General features: G+C 41.5%; 14 protein-coding genes and 5 pseudogenes. 6 read left to right on the top strand and 13 right to left on the bottom strand.

The window, feature by feature from the left end; all coding sequences use genetic code 11:
• From AC2SLN_RS13480 to AC2SLN_RS13445, 8 genes and pseudogenes are all read right to left on the bottom strand, one after another.
• A pseudogene (locus AC2SLN_RS13480) lies at window positions 1-447 on the bottom strand (hypothetical protein); the annotation flags it as partial.
• Window positions 448-601: 154 nt separating this feature from the next.
• Window positions 602-808: a rhodanese-like domain-containing protein gene (locus tag AC2SLN_RS13475; RefSeq protein WP_495057396.1), complete on the bottom strand. Its 207-nt coding sequence runs from the start codon at window positions 806-808 to the stop codon at window positions 602-604.
• Between the two features lie 5 nt (window positions 809-813).
• The gene (locus AC2SLN_RS13470; RefSeq protein ID WP_495057395.1) at window positions 814-1155 is read right to left on the bottom strand and encodes a ThiF family adenylyltransferase; all 342 of its coding nucleotides are present in this window, start codon (window positions 1153-1155) and stop codon (window positions 814-816) included.
• Window positions 1142-1729, bottom strand: a complete 588-nt coding sequence (locus tag AC2SLN_RS13465) for a ThiF family adenylyltransferase (RefSeq protein ID WP_495057394.1) — start codon at window positions 1727-1729, stop codon at window positions 1142-1144. The genes AC2SLN_RS13470 and AC2SLN_RS13465 overlap by 14 nt, the downstream gene beginning before the upstream one ends.
• Window positions 1730-1733: 4 nt before the next feature.
• A pseudogene (locus AC2SLN_RS13460) lies at window positions 1734-2559 on the bottom strand (thiazole synthase).
• 1 nt (window position 2560) lies between these two features.
• Window positions 2561-2764, bottom strand: a complete 204-nt coding sequence (gene thiS, locus AC2SLN_RS13455; protein WP_486549023.1) for a sulfur carrier protein ThiS — start codon at window positions 2762-2764, stop codon at window positions 2561-2563.
• Complete coding sequence (locus AC2SLN_RS13450; protein ID WP_495057393.1) at window positions 2745-3224, bottom strand: FAD-dependent oxidoreductase; 480 nt, start codon at window positions 3222-3224, stop codon at window positions 2745-2747. Before AC2SLN_RS13450 ends, thiS begins: the two co-directional genes overlap by 20 nt.
• A gap of 25 nt (window positions 3225-3249) precedes the next feature.
• A complete protein-coding gene (locus AC2SLN_RS13445; protein ID WP_495057392.1) occupies window positions 3250-3774 on the bottom strand; it encodes an FAD-dependent oxidoreductase in 525 nt (174 codons plus the stop codon).
• Between the two features lie 1023 nt (window positions 3775-4797).
• Between AC2SLN_RS13445 and AC2SLN_RS13440 the strand changes: the two are divergent.
• Window positions 4798-6170 (top strand): annotated as a pseudogene (locus AC2SLN_RS13440) (lytic murein transglycosylase).
• A 279-nt stretch (window positions 6171-6449) separates the two neighbouring features.
• Here the strand turns inward: AC2SLN_RS13440 and AC2SLN_RS13435 are convergent.
• The 3 genes from AC2SLN_RS13435 to AC2SLN_RS13425 all read right to left on the bottom strand — a co-directional run bounded on the left by AC2SLN_RS13435 (window position 6450) and on the right by AC2SLN_RS13425 (window position 8926).
• Window positions 6450-6746 carry a hypothetical protein gene (locus tag AC2SLN_RS13435; RefSeq protein ID WP_486531546.1) on the bottom strand — a complete coding sequence of 99 codons (297 nt, stop codon included), beginning with the start codon at window positions 6744-6746 and terminating at the stop codon, window positions 6450-6452.
• A 291-nt stretch (window positions 6747-7037) separates the two neighbouring features.
• Window positions 7038-8123, bottom strand: coding sequence for a glutamate racemase (gene murI, locus AC2SLN_RS13430; RefSeq protein ID WP_486549025.1), 1086 nt, complete (start codon window positions 8121-8123; stop codon window positions 7038-7040).
• Window positions 8124-8308: 185 nt separating this feature from the next.
• Window positions 8309-8926, bottom strand: a complete 618-nt coding sequence (locus tag AC2SLN_RS13425; RefSeq protein ID WP_486549026.1) for a DUF1285 domain-containing protein — start codon at window positions 8924-8926, stop codon at window positions 8309-8311.
• Between the two features lie 350 nt (window positions 8927-9276).
• Between AC2SLN_RS13425 and AC2SLN_RS13420 the strand changes: the two genes are divergently transcribed.
• From AC2SLN_RS13420 to AC2SLN_RS13405, 4 genes and pseudogenes are all read left to right on the top strand, one after another.
• Window positions 9277-10944 carry an electron transfer flavoprotein-ubiquinone oxidoreductase gene (locus tag AC2SLN_RS13420; RefSeq protein WP_486549027.1) on the top strand — a complete coding sequence of 556 codons (1668 nt, stop codon included), beginning with the start codon at window positions 9277-9279 and terminating at the stop codon, window positions 10942-10944.
• Between the two features lie 722 nt (window positions 10945-11666).
• Window positions 11667-11927: a DUF4212 domain-containing protein gene (locus AC2SLN_RS13415; protein WP_486531542.1), complete on the top strand. Its 261-nt coding sequence runs from the start codon at window positions 11667-11669 to the stop codon at window positions 11925-11927.
• Between the two features lie 4 nt (window positions 11928-11931).
• Window positions 11932-13802, top strand: a pseudogene (locus tag AC2SLN_RS13410) (sodium:solute symporter family protein).
• A gap of 250 nt (window positions 13803-14052) precedes the next feature.
• Window positions 14053-14655: a hypothetical protein gene (locus tag AC2SLN_RS13405; protein WP_486549030.1), complete on the top strand. Its 603-nt coding sequence runs from the start codon at window positions 14053-14055 to the stop codon at window positions 14653-14655.
• Window positions 14656-14766: 111 nt separating this feature from the next.
• Here AC2SLN_RS13405 and AC2SLN_RS13400 read toward each other — a convergent pair whose 3' ends face one another.
• Window positions 14767-15153, bottom strand: a complete 387-nt coding sequence (locus AC2SLN_RS13400) for a helix-hairpin-helix domain-containing protein (protein WP_495057391.1) — start codon at window positions 15151-15153, stop codon at window positions 14767-14769.
• A pseudogene (gene mazG, locus AC2SLN_RS13395) lies at window positions 15110-16019 on the bottom strand (nucleoside triphosphate pyrophosphohydrolase). Before mazG ends, AC2SLN_RS13400 begins: the two are co-directional and overlap by 44 nt.
• A gap of 296 nt (window positions 16020-16315) precedes the next feature.
• Here mazG and AC2SLN_RS13390 point away from each other — a divergent pair.
• Complete coding sequence (locus tag AC2SLN_RS13390; protein ID WP_495057390.1) at window positions 16316-16951, top strand: 2-dehydropantoate 2-reductase N-terminal domain-containing protein; 636 nt, start codon at window positions 16316-16318, stop codon at window positions 16949-16951.
• Window positions 16952-16997: the final 46 nt, after the last annotated feature.

Below are 16997 nucleotides of genomic sequence, written 5' to 3'. Positions count from 1 at the left end.
AGCTAGGCTTTCGCTATAGTCATCAGGGTAGATAAATCGGTCGTTGCCTGTGTTATACGGTGGGTCGATATATATCATCTTAATACGGTTGTAATAGCTCTTTTGCAGTATCTTAAGCACCGCTAAGTTATCACCTTCAATGAACAAATTATCCGTCTTATCGAAGTCTACTGACTCGTCAGGCTGAGGTAATAATGTTTGACTGGTTGAGGTCTTAAGCTCACGGTAAACGTGGTGCTTGCCTGCCCAGTTTAGCCCATACGCTTCAAAACTGGGCGCAAGCACATTCTCGCCCAGTACAGCTTTTAATGTCTCAACGTTGAGCTTACCTTCGCTAAAGGCTTCGGGGATAAGCTGTTGTAGCTTTTGCTTAAGTAGATCGTCAGGGGTTTGACTGAAAGGCGAGAGATTTCTTTTGTCTATATTATCTGAGGTATAATTAGCCATAGTTATCCATAGGTAGAACAGTAGTATCTTGTTTATAATTACATTAAGTAAAAGTTAGGATAATATGACAGCAGCCATATAGCAATGAGGAAGAATTAAATTGAGGAAACAAACTAAACTTTACGACATTGGCTGCCGTAAGACCAAAAAACCATCACAACCAAACCGCCACGTTATCAAAGCCCGATTGTAAGGAGCTATCCGCCACCATTAACGCCCGCTGACCACTCATACAAGTAAATACCAAGCGTTTATCTTTAGGGAGTTGTTTTAGCTGTTCTGGGTGCATGAGCACCTCACTTACTGGCAAATGCTGATGGCAAAACTTAGGCGACTGTTCAACTTCAGCAAGGCTACGCACATCAACTACCCAGTCTTGACTGCTCTGCTTATTATGATGTTTGTTTTGCGATTTATGAATGTCCGCTTCAGCAATAATATGCACATAATTATCAGGCTCTGGCGCACCAGTAAATCAATAATAGTTTGGCGATAGCGCCATAAATCCATACTTAATAGCCGCCCTGCAAACTGTTGCTCATCGCCTAAAATGACCTTTATGACTTCTTGCGCTTGTAGCGTTCCCATAATGCCTGCTGCCGTACCAATTACGCCGACACTGTTACAATCTTGACCAACAGGGGGTGGATTAGGAAACACCGCTCGCATACTTGGGCAAGCCGAGCCCTCGCTTTTAGATGAATTCAATACAGTTGATGGCAAGGTTGAATGGCAAAAACACACCCACATAACCTGTTACACCCATAACCGAGGCTGATATTAATGGTTTGCTATGCTGTATGCAGTAATCACTGAGCATATAGCTTATGGCAAAGTTGTCTGTTGCATCCACTATTATTTCGGCATCTGATAATAATGCTGTCATATTATCCGCATTAATTCTTTGCGCATGTTTAACAACATCAATGTCACTATTTAGCTCTGTCAGGGTGCGATGAGCAGCATCAACCTTTAATAGTCCTACATCACTTTCACGATACAACACTTGACGATGTAAGTTGGTTAAGCTAACGCTATCATGATCAATCAAGGTAAGCCTGCCCACGCCTGCCCCCGCCAAAAAAATGCTGGCGGGACAACCCAGGCCGCCCATACCGACAATAGCCACATGGCTTGTTATCAGCTTTGTTTGCCCTTGTGTGCCTAGTTGCGATACCATCATTTGACGTTGGTACCGCTCTAAGTTATCAGCAATATTGACACTATTTTTTACGCCATTTAAAATTGGGCTATCGGGCTTGAGCTGAGGGGCAATACTCATAACTTTATTCTTCAAACTGATTAAACCAAAATGGCGTACCAATAATGGGGGTAGAAGGACTTGCCATATCGCGAGGCAAAATTGGTGTTGATTGGTAAGCCTGCCTGCCTGCTGTGATTGCACTGGCAAAGGCAGTTGCCATGGTAATGGGATTACCAGATTTAGCCACTGCTGTATTGAGCAGAACGGCATCATAGCCCATTTCCATCGCTTGGCAAGCTTGAGAGGGCAAGCCAATACCGGCATCAATAATTAAAGGGACATCTGGGAAATACGACCGCAAAGTCTGCAAAGCTTTGGGGTTTTGTAGGCCTTGACCACTACCAATCGGAGCACCCCATGGCATGAGCACCTCACACCCAGCTTGTAATAACTTTTCTGCCACGATTAAATCGTCAGTGGTGTAAGGGAGCACTTGAAAGCCGTCATCGCTGAGTATTTTCGCGGCCTCAACTAAGGCAAAAACATTGGGCTGCAAGGTATCTTCATTGCCAATCAGCTCGAGCTTAATACGCGGGGTATCAAATAGCTCACGTGCCATATGTGCCGTGGTTACCGCTTCTTGCACAGTACGGACAGCCTGCCGTGTTTGGCAAGATATGGGCATTTGTTTGTTTTATGAGGTTCCAAAACTGTTGCCCTGCTCCGTCGGCACCCGCTTCTCGTCTGACCGATACTGTAATCATCTGAGTACCAGACATGGCAATGGCATCGCTGAGTATTTTAGGTGAGGGGTATTGCGCCGTACCCAATAATAGACGGCTGTCTAAACTAAGGTCATACAGCTTTAATACATCGTTTTCTGCGTCAGCTTGACCATTGACTTGCATGCTAACCTCCCTGCATGGGTGCAACAACTTCGACTTGGTCGCCGTCACTAATAGGCTGGCACTCTCGAGTTGCTTTGGCGACAAATTTGCCATTAACTGCCGTAGCAACATGGCTGTTTGCCTCAAAACCTTGCTCCAATAACACCTCTAGCAGTGTGTTGGCTTCGGTTTGAATGGGTGTTCCGTTAAATTGAATAGTCATCATAAATTAAAGGGCTTTTTTGTTGGTAAATGATAAAATCGCTAACAATTTTGGCGAAGGCTGGAGACAGCAAGTACCCGTGGCGATACATACCATTAACCAGCAAATGCCTACCTTGTTTTATAATTTTTGGTAGATTGTCAGGATAGGCAGGACGGACATCAACGCCAATCTCAACAATTTCCGACTGTGAAAATGCAGGGTTTACCGCATAAACTGCTGACAACAGCTCCAAAACCGACCTCACTGAGGCACGCTCCCGTGAAGCACTTTCAATCATAGTTGCACCCAACATGAACTGACTGTTAGCACGGGGCACAAGATAAATTGGGATACGAGGGTGCAGTAAGCGCACAGGGCGAGATAATTCAAGCTCTGGGTTATACAGATGCAACATCTCTCCGCGTACGCCTCGTAAGTCAGGCAAATCGGAACGTGCACTATAACCTCGACAGTCCAGCAACCAGCCTCCCTGCTGATTTGCTTTTTTAGCCAGCTCTTTTTATCTCCGTATCACTAAGCGTAGTATCTGCTATCACTTCAGCATTAGCCTTGATTTTTCTCCACAGCGCACGTAACACTTGCCGCGGCTCAATATGTGCTTCGGTTGGATAAAACAGCGCATCACGATGTTGATGTAATATAGGCTCTAAACTATGAAGCTCATTGGCATCTATCTTTCGCCACTGCTCGGTACGCTGTGCAAAGTGAGTCAGCATATTTTGATCACGGTTTGGCGAAATAACCAGCGTTCCATTTGCGGCGTAGTCGCAGCCCTCATTATTCTCACAAAATGACTGCCAGTACTGCATCGAAACATCAGATAACTCGCCAACCAACGGCTCAGCTGATTCCATTTCACAATAAGGAGCAAGCATACCACCTGCCCACCACGAGCATAAACTCTCATCCACACCTTTACTGGCTGTGATAACGCTTACCTCTTGTCCAGCATCGATCAGCATATCAGCACAAGTTAATCCGGCGACGCCTGTTCCTATTATTGTAATCATCTTATTTTATACTTTTAGGTTATATGCCCAGCCCATTTTGAGTATTGGCAACAATGACTTTTGTTAGGCTCATTTCAATGAATCACGAGCAGGTAAACTGCTATTTTCATGACGTCATCCTATCTCGCATAATGCCACAATCATAACTCAACACTTTTTTATATCATGGTTTTTCATATCATAGTTCTTCACAGTATGGTTTTTCACAGCATGGTTAAATCGAGAGCTATAATAAAAAGTTTAACTACGAATAAAATGTATCATAGTATGGCCTAAATCCTACTGGCTAAATAATGCTGCTTAAAGGACTACTAACTATGAAAGATTAAACATTTAGATTATAGCACGGTCATTGGAGCTGGTTACGTGGCATGGCCATGATGAAGTAGTCCACCTGCCCTATTTTGACGATATTGATTTTTAGTAAGGCTTACCTACATTTATTTGATAGCTGATTTAATAATTCGATAACTTATTTCATAAAAAACCATCTGCGATCAGCAAGAAAGTCAAACTACTGACATCAGCCTGTTATTGCTCATCTCACACTTAACCTATTGCCACGTCATATTATCGTAACCAAATCGATCGTTCGCTTTTATTTATAAGTCAATTTGGTTACCCTTATCTATTTGGCTTTAACTCAGATATTTAGTTTAGCAGTTGGATCTTAGTTACTAGTTATTAGCTCTTAATGATTCATATTGTGACTGATATTTATATTGTGGCTATTTTAAAGATGTCAACTTACAATATTCTCATTAGCACAACTTGAGAAATAATCAGACCGTTTGAACCAGTATACGTTTTAAACGTAATAATGAGTTAAAAAGGGTATGAACTGCGTTGCCCTTTACTCAAACAATGACCCAGACAATAACACCCGCTTTATTACCTATATTGCAATGTTCGTAAACTTCATAATAATTAACTTATAACAGACAACTTATAACAGACAAAAGGACACTCATCATGCAACACGCAAAGACCTACTGTGTTTTAACTGCTGCCATTGGCTTTTCAATGGTTGCCACCTGTGCTCATGCCGGCAGACCTCCCGCTCAAAATTTATCAAACGCACATTTTCAGCAGTGTTTAGACGGACTAAAAGGGTCTAGCCAGTTTCGAGGAGTTGATAGCTTTACCTTTAATACCTACCGCCCAACTGAACCTGATCCTAGTGTTATCCAGTCCCTCAATTACCAACCAGAATTCCAAAAAGACGTGTGGGATTACTTGTCCGTTTTAGTAGATAAGGAAAGAGTTGAAGATGGCATTCGTGCTAAGCATGAAATGGCAGACACCTTGCGACGCATTGAGTCACGTTATGGCGTTAAGGCCGAACATGTTTAGGCGTATGGGGTGTCGAATCAAACTTCGGGCAAACTTTGGGCAAAAATGACTTATTCAAATCTCTAGCTACATTATCTTGCTTTGACCGTCGCCAAACATACTTCCGTGGCGAATTCGCCAATGCGCTAAAAATCGTTCAAAATGGGGATATCGCCCCAAGCGACATGACAGGTTCTTGGGCAGGGGCATTTGGACAAACTCAGTTTATGCCCGGTACATTTTTAGATTTAGCAGTAGACTTTGATGGAGATGGTCGCCGAGATTTAGTAAATAGTAAGCCAGATGCGCTGGCATCCACGGCCAACTTCCTCAAAAAACGCGGATACCGTACTGGCGAACCTTGGGGTTACGAGGTTAAAATGCCATCAGGTTTTTGGGGTTCAAATAGCCGTAAAGACAAAAAATCAATGAGCTACTGGCGTGACAAAGGTTTTACACTTGCAGATGGCCGCCCTCTACCTTACGACTTAGATCGTGCAGGTTTGTTATTGCCTGCAGGTATGGATGGTCCTGCGTTTTTAGTGGGTAAAAACTTTGATACGTTTTATTCTTACAATGCGTCTGAAAACTATGCGTTAGCGATTGCGCATTTGTCAGACTTAATTGCTAAAGAAGACAGCAGCAAGACTGACTTTGTTACCGCTTGGCCAACTGATGACCCTGGTATTAGCCGTCGCCAAGCTAAAGAAATTCAGCAGGCGCTTTTAAATGCAGGCTACGATATAGGTGATGTAGATGGCATTATTGGCGACAACACGCGTACCGCTATCCAGCAATATCAGACCAGTAAGGGCGTATTCCCAGCTAACGGGCATGCCGGTCAAAAATTCTATCAGTTGATTATGGGTAATCAAGGGCAAAACAGCAATCGACCTTATCAACAGCCAATGCAGTCACAGCAGCAAACCTACAATCCGCAAAACTCGCAGATTAGTCAGTCAAATGACAGCATTGCCCAGCTTATCGAAAAGCAAGATGGTTATCGCCGTGTGGCTGATGCCAATGGCAACGTTCGTTTGGTTCGTATTGATAATGGTAAATAATCCTAAAACATACTTAATTTCATATTAGGGGCGGTATAGTCTGTAAGCTTTATGCTATAAATGATTCACATATAGCCAAAGGCAAGATAAAGAGTGACGATGTCGATCTCCCTAGATATACTATATGTATCATCTAGGGTTGGTCGCCGCGTACCTTATTTAATTGCCTCAGAATACACCTCTTACTATAGCGGGTTTAAATAGTAAAAAATAATAAAGCCATGCAATATGCATGGCTTTATTATTTTAGGGTTTATATTTACACATTAAATAGAAATTTTAGACGATAGGCGGTGGGTTTGGCTTTCCGTTTTCTCCATCCCATTTTTCTTGCGCTTTTTTATCTAAGTCGGCAGGGGATTTTGGCTCCCATTTACCATTTTCTTTCCAAGTTTCATCTCCCCAGTCATCCTCTTTATCGTCGTCCCACTTTTTATAGGCCTCTTTAGGATCGATACCGCGGCGCTTCATATCTGCTATCTGCTCTTCTAATGTATGAGGTTTATCTGCCTCATGCATTGTCTCTTCAAGTTTATTTAATTCAACTTTCAACTTATCATCTTTAGGGTTGCTCATGTTGTTTTCCTCAAAATAGAACACAATGATTAATTTTTTATATCTAACACTTCGACCATTTAGCCGTAATCAAAATAGCAGTATAAATAATTTTAGAGTTTAAAAAAAAAAACTATTCAAATTGGAATGTTTGCCTCTCTTTCGTTGATATTGACTGATATACAATATACATTGCTATATCTAAGTCTGTATTCAATATTAAAGTCTACTGGATGATATTAGCCTTCACAATCTGAACACGTATACTTTATATTAATGATTTGTATATCCAGCATAAACCCCCAAACAACACTATAAAAACTGACCGCCTACTAACCGTTTAACCATTAGCGAAGTAGCAGCAAGATCACCTTTTATAGATGTCGTAACAAATGCCAACTTGGCACTAGCAGGTATCTTACCCCTTATTTTTGAGTCATCTATTATCTTTGAGGCCTCTATATTTGAGCCATCGCTACTATCTACAATACCAATATAAAGATCATCATAAAGCTGATCTAATGAGCAGTTAGATTTATGAGTAGAAACCAGAGGAGTATTAGAAGGCTGACTAGAGCATTTAGCAAACATTTGCCTTTCTGACAATATCTCTTTGACACGACTGGCAATGGCCGCTCCAGAATCGACAATAGATATCCCAAGGTTATGAGCGGCGACCTCTTCCATAATAAATTCTTGAAAAAAAGGATAGTGGGTACACCCTAACACTAAATGATCGACTTGTTGTCGAGAAAACTCATGCAACTGTGCTTTAAGCTCATGAGCAGCATCACTGTCTACCCGCATGCCCGACTCAACCCAGGGCACAAGGTTTGGATTAAAACATTTAATGACATTTACTTTAGCGGGCATGGCGTAATCTCTAATAACATCATTAAGTAAAGCACCTTCAAGGGTCGCTTTAGTGGCTAAAACCGCCACATTTTTACTTTTACTGTTCAGCACCGCTGGCTTTAATGCAGGTACTAGTCCCACAATGGGTAGATCAGGATATCTGCTACGAATCACGTCCAATGCATGGGCAGACGCACTATTACAAGCGATAACAATTAATTTGCATCCGGCAGCTACCAGCCAATCGACTGCAGTGACAGTCAAATGTGTTATTTCTTCACTTGAGCGCGCGCCATAAGGTACATTGAGCAAATCAGCATAATAAATATAGGACTCATTTGGCAACACCTGTTTTAGATGCGTATATACCGACAAGCCACCCACTCCTGAATCAAATAAACCTATGGGTGCTTCACTCGAATCTATACTTAAAGCACTCGGGGCTAGACTGACAGCACGATCCTCTACCAACTGCTTATCATTTTGATCGATATCATAATGACCGGAAGGCGTGATTGATTTAGTCGATGTCTTTCCTAACATTAAGGCTGTCTCACTGTCACAAAACCTAATTTAATTTGAATTTTTGGCCGACTACTCAAGGTAATTTTTTGAATTCCTATTTTTAAAGACCTGTTTTTAAAAAACTGTATAAAGGAATTTAGAGTTCACAGTTACCTTGAGTAGGTCAAGGTGCTCTACGATATGAGACTCTATAATATCACCAACTAACTAGGAACCGATATCTCGTATTTTTTGCCACCACTTTGCAAGGTCAGCGCGGTTCTACCTTTTTGCTCACTAAGCTCGCCTAATTTAATAAGATGCATTAACACATTACGTGATATAAGTGCTTTCATACCAAAGCGCACCTCAATATAAGGTCTGTCCTCGCCTTGATAGGTAATCATTTCAAGCGGGTGGTCGTCATCTAGATACACGATATCGCCCGTACTGGTTATAAACTCAATCATTTGAACCTCATTTTTTTCAACAACATTCACTTGGTTGACTAAAAACGGGACATCTTCTACGGTAATACGAATTTTTTCAACGGGAGTTTTAAGATAATACTCAGTCGATTTGCCACTATCTTCAGAATGTTCAGGCCATAGGACGGTCGAGAATAAATCTATTAATGATTGCCGAGTAATTCTACTACCCTCATGCCACCATTCCCCATTTGCTTTAATGATCAAATCCATGTTACCGCAGTTTTCAGGGTGCCACTTATCTAATGGCGGAATAGCTCGACCACGGCGCTCGCTAGTCTCTTGTTTAATATATTCGGAAATTGAGTCTAAACTAAGGTTAGACATCGGTGGTTTTGACTTAGAGTTTGTCATTGCTATTATCTCCTGATGTGAATTCTGCATAAACTTGGGAAAACAGACGACTTTTACTACTTTATCACGGCCTAGTCACAAATCGTGTCGTCTTTATCCAACTTTTATTTTATAATAGGTAACTAACTGCAAGCCTTTTTTTATATTAAGTTCTATATTTAAGCCAGCTAATGTCATGATAAGTGTTGTTCATATCTGTCTGATGATAGTTGCTACTATTACTTATTTCCACTATTAGATATATTTTAATAGCGTCATACTAAATTTTTGCTAGCAAGAAATTAACATAATTTACGACCACTTATTAGCTGTGGTCGTGGCATTATTGAGCCAGCTATAAGGAGTCTGAAATGCAAGATGAACAGGTAGAACGTGAATCAATGGAGTTTGATGTTGTCATTGTTGGGGGTGGCCCCGCTGGACTTTCAGCAGCCATTCGGCTTCGTCAACTTGCTCTTGAAGCTGGCAACGACGAATTTATGGTCTGTGTGGTCGAAAAAGGCTCCGAATTTGGTGCGCATACGTTATCGGGCGCCGTTATTGAGCCACGTGCACTTAATGAGCTTATCCCTGATTGGAAAGAAAAAGGGGCACCACTTAATGTACCTGCTACAGAAGACCGTATTTATTATTTAAACTCTGCTACCCGCTCAATGAAGGTTCCTGATGCCTTTGTTCCTAAGCCTATGCATAACCATGGTAACTACATCGTGTCATTAGGTAACGTGGTGCGCTGGCTTGCTGAACAAGCAGAAGAGCTTGAGGTCATGATGTTCCCAGGCTTTAGTGCGTCAGATATCTTATACAAAGATGATGGTTCCGTACGTGGTGTATTAACAGGCGATATGGGGGTGGCTGCAGATGGGTCACATAAGCCAAGTTATGAGCCAGGCTATGAGCTATTGGCTAAATATACTATCTTTGCAGAAGGTTGTCGTGGTCATCTAGGCAAGCGTTTAATCAGCCGCTTTGCTTTAGATAAAGACAGTGATCCACAGCATTATGGTATTGGCTTAAAAGAGCTTTGGGAAGTTGACCCAAGCAAACATGAGCAAGGTGTTGTCATGCATGGCCTTGGTTGGCCATTAACTGAAACAGGCTCTACGGGAGGTTGGTGGTTATACCACGATGAGAACAACCAAGTCAGTTTCGGTTTGGTTGTCGATTTATCCTATCACAATCCTTATGTTTCGCCGTTTGACGAAATGCAGCGCTTAAAAACTCATCCCGTTATTAGACAAGTGTTAGAAGGCGGAAAGCGTATCTCTTATGGCGCACGTGCGCTCACTAAAGGCGGTCTAAACTCACTACCTAAGCTGACCTTCCCAGGTGGTGTATTGGTAGGGGATGATGCTGGATTCTTAAATTCTGCTAAAATCAAAGGCACCCACACCTCAATGAAATCAGGTATGTTAGCTGCTGAAGCGATTTTTTCAGCACTACAGGCTGGCCGTCAGCATGATGAAGTTGAAAGCTATAGTAAACTTTATAAAGAGTCATGGTTATATGAAGACAATAAGTCTGCCCGTAACTTCTCCCCTGCTATCCACCGTATGGGGCTATTTATGGGAGGCGCATTTACTTTTATCGAGCACAACTTGCTTGGTGGCAAAATGCCACTAACCCTTCATGACAATACGCCAGATTATGACGCTTTAGACAAAGCCAGCCAAACGTATCAACCAAATTACCCAAAACCAGATGGTAAATTAACTTTTGATAAGCTATCTTCAGTGTTTGTCTCTAATACTAACCATGCTGAAGATCAGCCCAACCATTTGAAGCTGACAGATCCAACTGTGCCAATTAGTGTCAACTTACCTATCTATGCTGAGCCTGCTCAACGCTATTGCCCTGCAGGTGTATATGAGGTAGTAAAAGATGCAGAAGGTGCTAAGTTTGTGATTAATGCCCAGAATTGTGTGCATTGTAAAACCTGTGATATTAAAGACCCTTCTCAAAACATAACTTGGGTAACCCCTGAAGGCGGTGGCGGCCCTAACTATCCAAATATGTAATGGTTTTGATTAACCTAGCTCATTAGTTACAAACCCTCCTGCTCTATTGATAAGCTGACCCCCATAAGTTGGACACGACTTATGGGGGTCAGCTCCTTTAGGGCTTTAGGGAGACTTTTTATTATTTAGATCCAACTATAGTCAAAGAAGTCTAAAATGGTTACAAGGCAACCGAGTGCAAGTACTACTGGAGTAGGCTTAACGAGGTTAACGCCGTAACCGTTTAGTAGTTCGCTGACTATACTGAATATTAACTTATACCCTCATACTATTTGATAATTTTATAGTTCATATAATTAAAAAGTAAAAATAAAATAAAAAAATTATGAGGTAAGCGTATGGTTGTTATGAACAAAATAAATCGACGTTTTTAGACATATATAATATGTATATATATTTACTTGTAAAACCACGAAAATAATGGGGGATTGTAAATAAAATCTAGATCAAAACAAAACCCTAGAAATACTAAAAAGAACCTTTTATAAATTTACCTTTAATATCAATAGTTAAGTCTAATTGATTAAATTTCTGGTAGTGTTTGATTTGTTCCTTGCTATCATTTAATTGCGACTGTAAACTACAGTATGTATTGAAAAAATACTAAAAGTTACATTGCCGATGTTTTAAGTATAAAAACCTTAACATTGGATTACTAATTGTAAACATATGGTTTTAAATTTTGCTTGTCACCCATTTACATGACAAAAGGAGTTTGTCTCATGAGTAATTCTCGTGATGCCTCAGGCTATTGGAAAGCCAATGTGCGTCTTATCTTAATATGTTTAACCGTATGGGCCATCGTACCTTACGGATTTGCAATATTATTCCGACCTCTACTCGCCGGTATCCAGTTTGCTGGAGTTGACCTTGGTTTTTGGTTTGCCCAGCAAGGTTCAATTGCAACCTTTATGGCTATCATCTTTTTCTACGCTTGGCGAATGAACAAGCTAGATAAGCAATTTGGCGTAGAAGAGGAATAGCCGCATGAGTCAGTTTTTAATTAATATTTTGTTCGTTGGTGCGTCATTTGTACTTTACTTCGGTATTGCCATTTGGGCTCGTGCTGGATCAACTAAAGAGTTTTATGTCGCTGGTGGTGGTGTCCATCCTATCGTAAATGGTATGGCTACCGGTGCTGACTGGATGAGTGCCGCATCCTTCATCTCAATGGCAGGCTTGCTCGCTGCTGGTGGTTATGGTGCATCTACTTACCTAATGGGTTGGACGGGCGGCTATGTACTACTTGCTCTGCTACTGGCACCTTATTTACGTAAATTTGGTAAATTCACAGTACCTGACTTTATTGGCGATCGATTCTACTCGAAAAACCGCAGCGCTTGTTGCAGTTGTATGTTTGATTGTGGCATCTACTACATATGTTATAGGTCAAATGACGGGAGCAGGCGTTGCTTTCTCACGCTTTTTAGAAGTTGACAATACCACCGGCCTGATTATTGCTGCCGTTGTTGTATTTTTCTATGCAGTACTGGGTGGTATGAAAGGTATTACCTATACACAGGTCGCACAGTATGTGGTACTAATTATTGCTTATACTGTCCCTGCTGTATTCATATCCCTTGAGTTAACCGGCAATCCGATTCCAGGTTTAGGTATGTTCTCAACGCATACTGAATCAGGGCTTCCTTTACTGGCTAAGCTTGATCAAGTCGTTCAAGAATTAGGTTTCACAGCTTATACGGCTGACGTTCCTAATAAATTAAACATGGTTCTGTTTACCTTATCTCTAATGATTGGTACAGCTGGTCTGCCTCACGTTATCATCCGTTTCTTCACTGTCCCTAAAGTAGCTGACGCTCGTTGGTCTGCAGGTTGGGCACTCGTGTTTATTGCCCTATTATACTTTACTGCACCAGCTGTAGGGTCTATGGCTCGTTTAAACCTTATCGATACGGTCTATCCTAACGGTACTGCTGAAGCGCCACTTCCCTATGACCAGCGTCCAAGCTGGATGCAAACTTGGGAAGAGACGGGTCTAATTAAGTACAACGACTTTAACGGCGATGGCCGTATTCAGATGTATAACGATGGTGGACTTCGTGAAGCACAGTTGGCGTTGGCTGCTGCTGAAACTGATGGTGGCGATGTTGCTGCTGCTCAAGCCGCTGTTGAAGCTGCTAAAGTTGCTCAAGGCGAAATACTTGATGGTAAGTTTAATAATGCTGGATGGGAAGGAAATGAGCTTGATGTAAACAAAGACATCATGGTACTTGCTAATCCAGAAATTGCACAGCTTCCACCATGGGTTATCGGCCTTATTGCAGCGGGTGGTCTTGCCGCAGCGTTATCTACCGCAGCAGGTCTATTACTGGCAATATCTTCAGCCATTAGTCATGATTTAATTAAGCGTAATCTTAATCCTAACATCTCAGATAAAGGCGAGTTATTGGCTGCGCGTATCTCGATGGCCGTGGCCATTGTTATCGCAACGTATCTTGGCTTAAATCCACCAGGTTTCGCGGCTCAGGTTGTTGCTTTAGCCTTTGGTATCGCAGGTGCATCACTATTCCCAGCCTTAATGATGGGTATATTTTCAAAGCGTATCAACAGCATTGGGGCTATCGCAGGTATGCTCGCTGGTTTAATTACTACCCTTGTTTACATCTTTGTATTCAAAGGCTGGTTCTTTGTCAGTGGCACAGCGAACTTCCCTGATACTGCTGAATACTGGTTTATTAGGTATCTCGCCACTATCATTTGGTGCTATTGGAGCATTGATTAACTTTGTGATAGCATTTGCTGTATCTTCAGTGACTGCGCCTCCTCCTGCTCATATTCAAGAGCTCGTGGAAAGCGTGCGTACGCCTCATGGTGCTGGCGGTGCGGTTGATCACTAACCGTTAAGTTATTCACAGTTTGTTTATTAATGAATAAGCCAGAAATTCTGGCTTATTTTTTTTCAAACCTAGGCTCTATTGAATAGACTCAACTTTCGAGTAAATAAACCTCACTCATGTATAGCCGCTAAAAACTTAAGTGAGGTTTGTTTTATTCAAAATCAGGATAAGTTATCAAATAACGACATTTTAAGGCCTAGTGCAATAGGTGTACTATAATTGGCATAAATAAAAGCTAGGATGGACCCACATGATTTATGAGTTTATAGCAACCATCAGTGCAGGTTTTGCTATGGCAGGACTGGCTTTAATTATTCGTCACTTGAGTAAACTGGCGGGTATGACTACCCCAAGATGGTTGATCCCCGTTTTTGCTGGTTTAGGGATGTTAGGCTTTCAAATTCATCAGGAATATAACTGGCAAGAGCAACAGACTAACAGACTGCCCGAACAAGTGACTGTCGTAAAAATGGTAAAAGGCAGTGAATGGTTTCGCCCGTGGAGTTATATAAAACCTCAGACTATACGTTTTATGGCAGTAAATAACGGTCAGAATGTGAGTAATGAATTTAACAACATACCTGAACTTGCCTCTGATAGCATCAAACGAGTCAATATTTATCTATTTGAGAGACGACTCAGTACTAAAATCGTTCCACAGCTTATTAACTGCTCCAAGCAACAACATGCCGATTTAATCGGCATTAGTGAAACATCGTCTAAGCAAGCAATAGCAGCAGATAATACAAATAACACTTCCGAACCGCAACAAGCACAAATCGCTAAAGACAAGCTGGTTTGGATGCCGTTAGAGACTCAAGATGAATTATACAAAGCTGTTTGCACTGATTAACTTATAATCGGCGCACTTATAAAACGCTACGGTTTTGACCTCGTTTGCTGGACAAAAGCACCATCCAAACTCGGTTGCCTTGTAACGACTTTAAAGCTCTCTGACTATAGCTTATTGAACAGTAAGTCTGGAACGATTGTTTTCAACCGTTTTTTTGCCAATTCCTTTTACCTTAGTCAGCTCATCCACACGTCTAAAGTAGCCTAGCCCCTCTCGGTAAAGAATGATATCTTTAGCCTTGCTACTGCCAATACCTTTTAGAGTCGTCAATTCACTTTCAGTGGCGGTATTAATATTAATCATAAACACCGCTGCGTCTTTACTGTATTTTTTATCACTCTGCTCTTCGCCTATCAGATAGTTATAGGCTGCTTTGGCGTCATTAAAGCATTGCTGGGCATGTACGGGCTGCATGACCAAACTTTGTAATAACAGAATGATAAAAATACCTGACCTATTCATATTTTTTCGCCAAGTCCCACAAGGCATCCATGTCATCTAAAGTGCTTTGTTCTGGTGTTAATCCCCGCTTCGCAAGCTCTGCTTCAATATAACCAAAGCGAGATTTAAATTTATTGCACGCAGGTTAGTGTTGCCGCCTCAGCATCTAGGTTTAACTTTCGAGCCACATTAACCAGCCCAAAAAAACAGTCGCCCATTTCCTTTTCTAGTTCGATATGCAGTTTGTCTTCTTGTTCTGTACTCCTTGCCTCATCTTTTTGTTTGATGGCCACTTTTAATTCCGCTATCTCTTCTTCTAGTTTTTCTAAGGCGCCCTCAACCCCTCCCCAATCAAAGCCCATCTTACTAGCCGCTTTCTGGATGCTTTGCGACTGCATGAGCGCGGAACCGCCTTTTACTTTGTCTAAGCGACGTTTGGGCTTGCCTCGGCTTTCTCGTTCAGCATCCTCCTCGGCCTTAATCTCGTCCCAACGTTGTTTAGCCGCCTGTTCATCAGCTAGCTTATCGGATTCAAACACGTGAGGATGGCGCCTTATCAATTTTTTTTGCAACAGATTAACCACATCGCCTAAATCAAATAGGCCTTGTTCTGCATAGAGTTGACAGTGGAATACCACCTGTAGTAGCACATCGCCAAGCTCGCCTTTAATGTCTTCAATATCACCAGACTGCACTGCCTCAGCTAGCTCATACGATTCTTCGATGGCATAAGGGATTAAGCTATAATTGGTCTGCTTCATATCCCAAGGACAATCAGCTCTTAACCTTGCCATAAGGGCTAATAAATCATTTAAATCATTAGTGGGTCTTGGCTTACCTTGTACAGGTTTCGGCACAGTAACCTTATGCGGCTCTTGCGATTCGTATGATTTGTCTAAATATTGTTTGTGAATATCTGACATTTACCCCTCCCTTTTATCATTTAGATATTGTCAAAGTAGTCTAAAGTAGCCGCAAGGCAATTAGCCTAGCCAGTAACGGGCTTAATTATTCAAGCAACCACAGCCACCAAGATTAACCTTGTCACTGTTTTAAATTACCTTAACTATAAGTGATTTTGCAGATCAATTTATTGCTTTTTTGATCTACAACCTGAGCTGTTATTAATTTGTCATGGTTAATGTGTATCATTTTGAGACTTATAGGCGCGACGTGCATCATTTGAATCAGATTGAATACATGGAATAAGAAGATAACTATGACAGATATTAAAAACCCTAACTTAAAGCCGCAATCAGATTCTCAATTAAATCCGCAACCTTCGTTATCACGCATTGTGATCATTGGAGCCGGCTACGTTGGATTATCAAACGCTATATTATTAGCGCAATCTAGCCTTAATACCCATGTTACCTTATTCGATATAGACACTCATAAAGTTAACTTACTCCAACAGCGTCAATCCCCCTTAAAAGATAACGACATTTGCAATTTTTTAGCAAATAAGCAGCTGAATCTCAATGTGACGAATGATGCCTCAAAAATCTATACAAACTGTGATTTAGTCATCATTGCAACGCCCACAAATTATGATGTCGCTTCAGGCGAGTTTGATACCAGCTCAGTGCAAGCTAGCATTAAAGCGGTTAGAGAACAAAACAGCAGTGTGCCAATCGTCATTAAATCAACCATTCCAATTGGCTTTACTCAAACTATGCATCAGCAGTTTGACAACAATATTATGTTTATGCCAGAGTTTCTGCGTGAAGGTCAGGCGTTGTACGATAACCTGCATCCTTCTCGTATCATATTAGGCTGCACCCCTGAACAAAAAAAACGACGCTACCGCCTTGATGAAACTTTACCAACAAGCCAGTCAAGAGGAAACTATTGAGCAGTTGTTAATGACCCCTACTGAAGCAGAAGCAGTTAAGTTGTTT

This window comes from Psychrobacter sp. CX90, from assembly GCF_057396305.2.
Note: the sequence above shows the minus strand (reverse complement) of the source record. Positions and strands in the feature narration are given on the sequence as shown.

Excerpts from the sequence above, each read along its gene's own strand:
- AC2SLN_RS13445 (WP_495057392.1), bottom strand. The coding sequence starts at position 3,774 with ATGATTACAATAATAGGAACAGGCGTCGCCGGATTAACTTGTGCTGAT.
- murI (WP_486549025.1), bottom strand. The coding sequence starts at position 8,123 with ATGTTAGGAAAGACATCGACTAAATCAATCACGCCTTCCGGTCATTAT.
- AC2SLN_RS13405 (WP_486549030.1), top strand. The coding sequence starts at position 14,053 with ATGATTTATGAGTTTATAGCAACCATCAGTGCAGGTTTTGCTATGGCA.
- AC2SLN_RS13420 (WP_486549027.1), top strand. The coding sequence starts at position 9,277 with ATGCAAGATGAACAGGTAGAACGTGAATCAATGGAGTTTGATGTTGTC.
- AC2SLN_RS13435 (WP_486531546.1), bottom strand. The coding sequence starts at position 6,746 with ATGAGCAACCCTAAAGATGATAAGTTGAAAGTTGAATTAAATAAACTT.
- AC2SLN_RS13390 (WP_495057390.1), top strand. The coding sequence starts at position 16,316 with ATGACAGATATTAAAAACCCTAACTTAAAGCCGCAATCAGATTCTCAA.
- AC2SLN_RS13425 (WP_486549026.1), bottom strand. The coding sequence starts at position 8,926 with ATGACAAACTCTAAGTCAAAACCACCGATGTCTAACCTTAGTTTAGAC.
- thiS (WP_486549023.1), bottom strand. The coding sequence starts at position 2,764 with ATGATGACTATTCAATTTAACGGAACACCCATTCAAACCGAAGCCAAC.
- AC2SLN_RS13400 (WP_495057391.1), bottom strand. The coding sequence starts at position 15,153 with ATGACATGGATGCCTTGTGGGACTTGGCGAAAAAATATGAATAGGTCA.
- AC2SLN_RS13415 (WP_486531542.1), top strand. The coding sequence starts at position 11,667 with ATGAGTAATTCTCGTGATGCCTCAGGCTATTGGAAAGCCAATGTGCGT.
- AC2SLN_RS13465 (WP_495057394.1), bottom strand. The coding sequence starts at position 1,729 with ATGAGTATTGCCCCTCAGCTCAAGCCCGATAGCCCAATTTTAAATGGC.